This window comes from Streptomyces sp. NPDC029138, assembly GCF_055564375.1.
Genome location: NZ_JBVHWM010000077.1, coordinates 39,411 through 45,643 on the forward strand (window position 1 = coordinate 39,411; position 6,233 = coordinate 45,643).

The 6,233-nt window shown below is 74.1% G+C and carries 6 protein-coding genes; 4 read left to right on the top strand and 2 right to left on the bottom strand.

The features are described 5' to 3' along the window. The first annotated feature begins 36 nt into the window (after window positions 1-36). Genes ACZ4WH_RS37850 through ACZ4WH_RS37865 form a run of 4 tightly spaced genes read left to right on the top strand, consistent with a single transcriptional unit; the run spans window position 37 to window position 3,306 of the window. The gene (locus ACZ4WH_RS37850) at window positions 37-1,116 is read left to right on the top strand and encodes an isocitrate/isopropylmalate dehydrogenase family protein (protein WP_468189535.1); all 1,080 of its coding nucleotides are present in this window, start codon (window positions 37-39) and stop codon (window positions 1,114-1,116) included. Then, window positions 1,113-2,519, top strand: a complete 1,407-nt coding sequence (locus tag ACZ4WH_RS37855; RefSeq protein ID WP_468189537.1) for an NAD-dependent succinate-semialdehyde dehydrogenase — start codon at window positions 1,113-1,115, stop codon at window positions 2,517-2,519. The genes ACZ4WH_RS37850 and ACZ4WH_RS37855 overlap by 4 nt, the downstream gene beginning before the upstream one ends. Beyond that, a complete protein-coding gene (locus ACZ4WH_RS37860) occupies window positions 2,516-3,013 on the top strand; it encodes a cupin domain-containing protein (RefSeq protein ID WP_468189539.1) in 498 nt (165 codons plus the stop codon). Before ACZ4WH_RS37855 ends, ACZ4WH_RS37860 begins: the two co-directional genes overlap by 4 nt. Further along, window positions 3,010-3,306, top strand: a complete 297-nt coding sequence (locus tag ACZ4WH_RS37865) for an antibiotic biosynthesis monooxygenase family protein (RefSeq protein WP_468189541.1) — start codon at window positions 3,010-3,012, stop codon at window positions 3,304-3,306. The genes ACZ4WH_RS37860 and ACZ4WH_RS37865 overlap by 4 nt, the downstream gene beginning before the upstream one ends. A 555-nt stretch (window positions 3,307-3,861) precedes the next feature. On the opposite strand, the gene ACZ4WH_RS37870 is transcribed toward ACZ4WH_RS37865, so the two are convergent. After that, window positions 3,862-4,761 (bottom strand): DMT family transporter, encoded by a 900-nt coding sequence (locus tag ACZ4WH_RS37870; protein ID WP_468189543.1) that lies wholly within the window; start codon window positions 4,759-4,761, stop codon window positions 3,862-3,864. A 488-nt stretch (window positions 4,762-5,249) separates the two neighbouring features. After that, window positions 5,250-6,017, bottom strand: coding sequence for an IclR family transcriptional regulator (locus tag ACZ4WH_RS37875; protein WP_468189545.1), 768 nt, complete (start codon window positions 6,015-6,017; stop codon window positions 5,250-5,252). Window positions 6,018-6,233: the final 216 nt, after the last annotated feature.

The following is a 6,233-nucleotide window of genomic DNA, read 5'->3' on the forward strand; positions in this document are numbered from 1 at the left end:
ACGGCACGTCATAACCCCTTCGAGGAAAGGCAGTCCGTGAAGATCCTGGTCCTGCCCGGTGACGGCATAGGCCCCGAGATCACCGGGGCGACACTCGACGTGCTCGACGGCGTCGATCGACGGCTCGGCCTCGGCCTGGACTACGAGACCCGCGACATCGGGCTCGCCGCCCTGACGGCCTGCGGCACCACGCTCCCCGACACCGTGCTCGAGCGCGTTCCCGAGGTGGACGGCGTCCTGCTCGGGCCCGTCTCGCACTACGAGTACCCCGGGCGCGCCGAGGGCGGGATCAACCCGTCGGCCGAACTGCGCACCACTTTCCAGCTGTACGCGAACGTCCGCCCCTGCCGCTCGCGCCCCGGACTGAGCATCCTGCGGACCCCCATGGACCTCGTCATCGTCCGGGAGAACACCGAGGGCTTCTACTCCGACCGCAACATGCACGCGGGCAGCGGTGAGTTCATGCCGGACGCGGACCTCGCCCTGTCGGTGCGCAAGATCAGTGCCCGGGCCTGCGCGAGGGTCGCCCGGACCGCCTTCGAACTGGCCCGGGGCCGCCGCAGGAAGGTCACGGCCGTCCACAAGGCCAACGTGCTCAAGCTCTCCGACGGGCTGTTCCTGCGCGAGGTGCGCAGGGTCGCGGCGGACTTCCCCGACGTCGAACTCGAGGAACTCATCGTGGACGCGACCGCCGCGCTGCTGATCCGCAGCCCCGAGCGGTTCGACGTCGTCGTCACGACCAACATGTTCGGCGACATCCTCTCGGACGAGGCCTCGGAGCTGTCCGGCAGCCTGGGCCTGGGCGGATCCGTCAACGCGGGCGACACCATCTGCGTCGCCCAGGCCCAGCACGGCTCCGCCCCCGACATCGCCGGCCAGGGCGTCGCCAACCCCACGTCCCTGATCCTCTCCGCCGCCCTGCTGCTGGACTGGCGCGGCCACCGGGACGGCGACGACCGGCTCCGCCGCGCCGCCGCCCTGATCGGCGCCGCGGTCGACACCGTCCTGGACGACCCCGCCACCCGCACCCGCGACATCGGCGGCGGCCTGGGCACCGCCGCCTTCGCGACCGCCGTACGCAAAGCCGTCGAGAACACCGTGGAGGCCGCCTCGTGATCGCCTCGATCGACCCGGCCACGGGCGTCGAACTCGCCCGCTTCACCCCCGCGTCGGACAGGGAGGTGGACGCGGTGCTGACCGGGGCCGTCGCGGCCCAGGCCGCCTGGCGCCGCCGCACCGTCACGGAGCGCACGTCCCTGCTGCGGCGGCTGGCCGACGTGCTGCGCGAGGGCAGGGACGGCTTCGCCCGGCTCATCACCGCGGAAATGGGCAAACCGATCGGCGAGGCGGAGGCCGAGATCGACAAGTGCGCGGCCACCTGCGCCTACTACGCCGAACACGCCCCCGCCCAGCTCGCCGACCGGCCCGTGCACTCCGACGCGGCCGAGAGCGCCGTGGTGTACGAGCCGCTGGGCGTGGTGCTGGCCGTGATGCCGTGGAACTACCCGTTCTGGCAGTTCGTCCGCTGTGCCGCACCGGCCCTCGCCGCCGGCAACGCGGTGGTGCTCAAGCCCGCCGACAATGTGCCGCAGTGCGCCCTGGCCGTCCTACGGGCGGTCCGGGAGGCCGGAGCTCCCGAGGGGCTGTGCGGCACCCTGCTGATCGAGGTCGAGCGGGTGGCGGACGTCATCGCCGACCCGCGCATCGCCGCGGTCAGCCTGACCGGCTCACCCCGGGCCGGTGCCGCCGTCGCCTCCCGGGCGGCCGCCGCCCTCAAGAAGCAGGTTCTGGAACTCGGGGGTTCGGACCCGTTCGTGGTGCTCGCCGACGCGGACGTGGAACGGGCGGCCGCCACAGCCGTCGCCTCCCGCTTCGTCAACGCCGGCCAGAGCTGCGTCAACGCCAAGCGGTTCATCGTCGAGGAGTCCGTCGCCGAGGAGTTCGTCGCCGCGTTCACCAAGGGCGCTGCGGCGCTGGTCGTCGGGCATCCGGCGGAGCGCCGTACCACGATCGGGCCGCTGGCCCGCTCCGACCTGCGCGACACCCTCCACGGCCAGGTCCTGCGCAGCATCGCCGCGGGCGCGGAACTCGAACTGGGCGGCGAACCCGCCTCCGGTCCCGGCTGGTTCTACCCACCGACCGTGCTCGACCACGTCACACCGGGCATGCCGGCCTTCGACGAGGAGACCTTCGGCCCCCTCGCCGCTGTCACCCGGGTGCGGGACGCCGAGGAGGCCATCACCATGGCCAACCGCACGGAGTACGGGCTCGCCGCCACCCTGTGGACCGAGGACCTGGTGCGGGCCCGCACCGTCGTGGGCCGGCTGGACGCGGGTGCCGTCTTCGTGAACGGCATGGTCGCCTCCGATGCGCGACTGCCCTTCGGCGGCATCAAGAAGTCCGGCTACGGCCGTGAGCTGGGCCTTGAGGGCATCCGCGAGTTCGTCAACGTCAAGACCGTCTGGATCGGCCCCGCCACGGCGGACCGGCCCGCGCCGAACGGAGCCAACCCCCGATGAACACCACACCCCCGTCCGCCTCCCCCGCGGACCACGCATCCGCCGCACCGTGCGGTTCCTTCCCGCCGGCCGTCCTGCGCCCCGCCGATCTGCCGGCCTTCCAGCGCGGCGGCGGGGTCAGCACCACCCCCCTGGTCACCCGGGCGGTCGGCGCGCAGGTCTTCCTGAACGGCATCACCCTGTTCGGACCCGGCACGGGGATCCCCCCGCACACCCACGACTGCGCGGAGAGCGTGGTCGTCCTCGAGGGTGACGCGGTGGTGGAGATCGACGGCACCGAGCACCGGCTGTCCCCGTACGACACCACCTACGTCGCCGCCGGTACGCCGCACCGCTTCCGCAACGCCTCGACGACCGCCCCGATGCGAATCCTGTGGACGTATGCCTCGGTGGACGCGACCCGGACCATCGTGGCGACGGGGGCCACCGCCCGCGTCGACGCCGAACACGCGCACCCCGCCGAGCCGGAGACCGGGGCGGGAGGACAGCCGTGATCACGGAGGTCGCCCGGATCGATGTCCGGCCGGGCAGCGAGGAGGCGTTCGAGCAGGCGGTTGCCGAGGCCCTCCCGGTATTCCTCGACGCGGCGGGCTGCCATGGGGTCGCACTGCACCGCGTCGTGGAGCATCCACGGCGCTACCGCCTCGTCGTGTGCTGGGAGAGCGTGGAGCACCACACCGTGACGTTCCGCGCCTCCGACGGCTTCCGCCGGTGGCGGGCCCTGGCGGGTCCCCACTTCGCGGCGCCGCCCGAGGTGGAGCACACGTGCACGGTGCTTTCCGGGTGACGGCGCCGGATGCCCGACCGACGCGGTGCGCGCGTCCCGCAAGGACGTCACCGTGTCGGGGCGGCCGACCGGCCGATCTCCCGCACGATGGCGCCCGTCGTCCCGAAGTCCTGTCGTGCGCCGTCGCCGGGTTCGACGGCCGCTTCCCGACTCGGCGCTGCGCCGCTCAGCGGCGGCACCACACTGCCGGCCGATCGCGGTCCGGCAGCCGGCAGGTCCCGTCCGGATCCACGGGGCGGTGCGCGGGGCGCTCGTCCACCGTGCCCCGGCCGGCGGCACCGCGCCGCCGCCCCAGGTTCGCCGCTAAAGTCCCTGCCGACCGCTCGCCCGAGCACCGTCGGCCCCCCGGCCCGCCCGCGCGGGCCGACCGGAACCGCTCCGGCCGCACAGGACCGCCCGCCGGCCGGCCCTGCGCGGCCGGGGCACACGAAGGGCCGTGAGGACCACGCATGGGCAGCGCCTCCCCGGAAGGCTCGTCCGCGCCCGGCAGGCGCCCCCCCACGGGCCCACTTTGGTCGTCGGCCTCCGCATCGGCTGACCCCGCACCGAGCGGCGCTACACCGCGGCCTTCTCCGCCCGGTCCGGCGCCTCCTCGTCGGCGTTCAGGCACTCCGCCAGGCAACGCGTCCGGGAGAGCCGGAGGACACCGTAGGTGAGCAGGCCGAAGCCGAGCAGGGCCGACAGGATCCACGGCCCCGTACGGGGCTGCTCGGCGTAGAGCGTCACTCCCAGCACGACACCGGTCACGGCGTCGGTGAGGGTCAGAGCGGGCTGTGAGCCGATGAGGGGTCCGGCCTGCATCGCGGCGCCCAGCAGGAAGAGGGAGGTACCGCCGATCACGGCGAAGCCGTACGTCTGCCAGGACAGGAGGAACGCCACGAGTCCCTGATCGTCCAGGACGTCCATGGCCGTCTTCATCAGCGCCGCGGCGAGCGCGTTGCCGAGAGCGGCGCCGGCGGCCAGGGCGGCCGCCCGCGCCAGGCCGAAGGGCCGACGCAGGGCGGAAAGCACGAGTGCGGTCGCGAGGGCACCGATGACGACGAGGGTCGGCGCCCACCAGACCACCGGTACCCGCTCACGTCCCCCGGAAGGCGCGAGCGAGAGCAGGAAGACGGCGAGCCCGACGGCGATGTACGCCACCGACGCCCACGACCTGCGCGATCGACGCACATGGAAGACCATCCCGCCGATCACGAGGGCCAGCGGCAGCTCCAGGATGAAGACCGGCTGCACGACGGCAAGCGAACCGGAGGCCAGCGCCCATGCCTGGAGAATCGCCGACAACGTCACACCGGCGATGCCCGCGAGCCAGACCGGCGTCCGCAGCAGGTCGGCCAGCAGCCCGACGCGCAGTGACGTCGACGCGGGCACGGTCAGCGCCGCACGCCGCTGCAGCACCGTTCCCAGCGCATTGCTGCAGGCCGCGAGAACGGCGAGAACGACGGAAAGGGTCATGGCCGCTGCTCTCCTCACCAACCCCGCGATACCGCCCACCGCTGTGGGTGAGAACAACCGACGCAGTCGGCACGGCATTCCGCGGGCGCTCTGTTCAGTACCGTGTCGGGCCATCGCGGAATCTCCGGCGTCACCGGGTCGGCCAGGTCGGCGGACTCGTCGTGCAGCCGGCGGTCCCGCCGTTGGACTCCGATCTCGTGACGCTGCCGGTCCGGTACGTGCCGGACGGCGGGCGTGGCCGGGTCCGTCATCGCGACTCCTCGGTGGGCGGGGCGGGGGGTCCCGCACGGGAAGGGGGTGGCGTCGGGCTGCGCGGACGCGGGGTGACCGTGGCCGTGCGGTCGGCGGTCCGCCCGGCGTGGTCCGCGGGCGGCGGGTGGGCCGCCGCCCTCATGCCCGCGATCCGGCCGAAGCGTTCCGAGAGCCGCGGTCGGTGCGGTGCCCAGCACGGGCGTGGAGACGGCGCGGTGTCCCGGGCGAGCGAGCGATCACCCCGTGGGCGCAGGGGTGCTCAGCGCCCGTCCGATGCCACGGGCCGCGGCCAGCAGCGACGGGACCAGCTCCATGGGCCGGGCCTCGCCGGCCGGGACGACGACACCGATCGCCGCGACCGGCCGGGCGTTCCTCCCCGGTACGGGGACGGCGATGCCCGTCGCCCGAGCGTGGACGAAGCCGTCGCACACGGCGTAGCCCCGCCGACGGGTGGACGCCCACAGGCGGCGCAGGTCGCTCGGGTCCGTCGGGGTGCGGTCGCTCAGCCTCGTCAGCGGCCCGGCGAGGACCTCCTCCTGGGCCCGGGCCTCGGCGTGCGCCAGCAGCACGGCACCGGCCGCCGCCGCGTGGGCGGGTATCCGGCGCCCCGCGTGCAGGAGCAGTCCCGGGAGGGACTCACGGGCCCTGAGCCACTCGAGCACGAGCACCTCGGTCCCGTCGAGGACGGTCAGCTGGGTGTGCTGCCGCGTCGCCGCGTGGATGTCCTCCAGGAAGGGCATGGCGGCCTCCCGGAGGTCCAGGGCCCGGGCGCCCAGCGCGGCGATCTCCCACAGGTGCAGGCCGACGCGCACCCCGTGCCCTTCGGTGCGCTCCAGGAAGCCGACGTCCAGGAGCTGGGCGACCAGGCGGTGCGCCGTCGGTACGGGCAGGGCCGCCCGCCGGGCGATCTCGGCGACGGTCAGCACCCGGCTGTCCTGACCGAACGCCTCCAGGACCCGTGCGGCACGGGCGAGCACCGACTCACCGGCCTGGGAACGCGCCATGTCCTGTCTCCGTTCGCGAGGCCCGGTCCACTGCCGCCGCGGGAGGCCCCGGCGGTGCGCCCCCCGGCCGTCGGCATCCGTTCACGGCGGTACGGCGCCGCACCGTACTGGCTCCTCCGTGGCGCCGTACTACGCGGCGGCACCGGCGGACCGGGAAGGACGGATGTCGTAGGAGATGCGTCCGGCGGGGAGGTAGAAGAGGGCGATCAGGGCGCC

Coding starts and splice junctions, on each gene's coding strand:
- ACZ4WH_RS37875 (WP_468189545.1), bottom strand. CDS start 6,017: ATGGCGCGTTCCCAGGCCGGTGAGTCGGTGCTCGCCCGTGCCGCACGG.
- ACZ4WH_RS37870 (WP_468189543.1), bottom strand. CDS start 4,761: ATGACCCTTTCCGTCGTTCTCGCCGTTCTCGCGGCCTGCAGCAATGCG.
- ACZ4WH_RS37860 (WP_468189539.1), top strand. CDS start 2,516: ATGAACACCACACCCCCGTCCGCCTCCCCCGCGGACCACGCATCCGCC.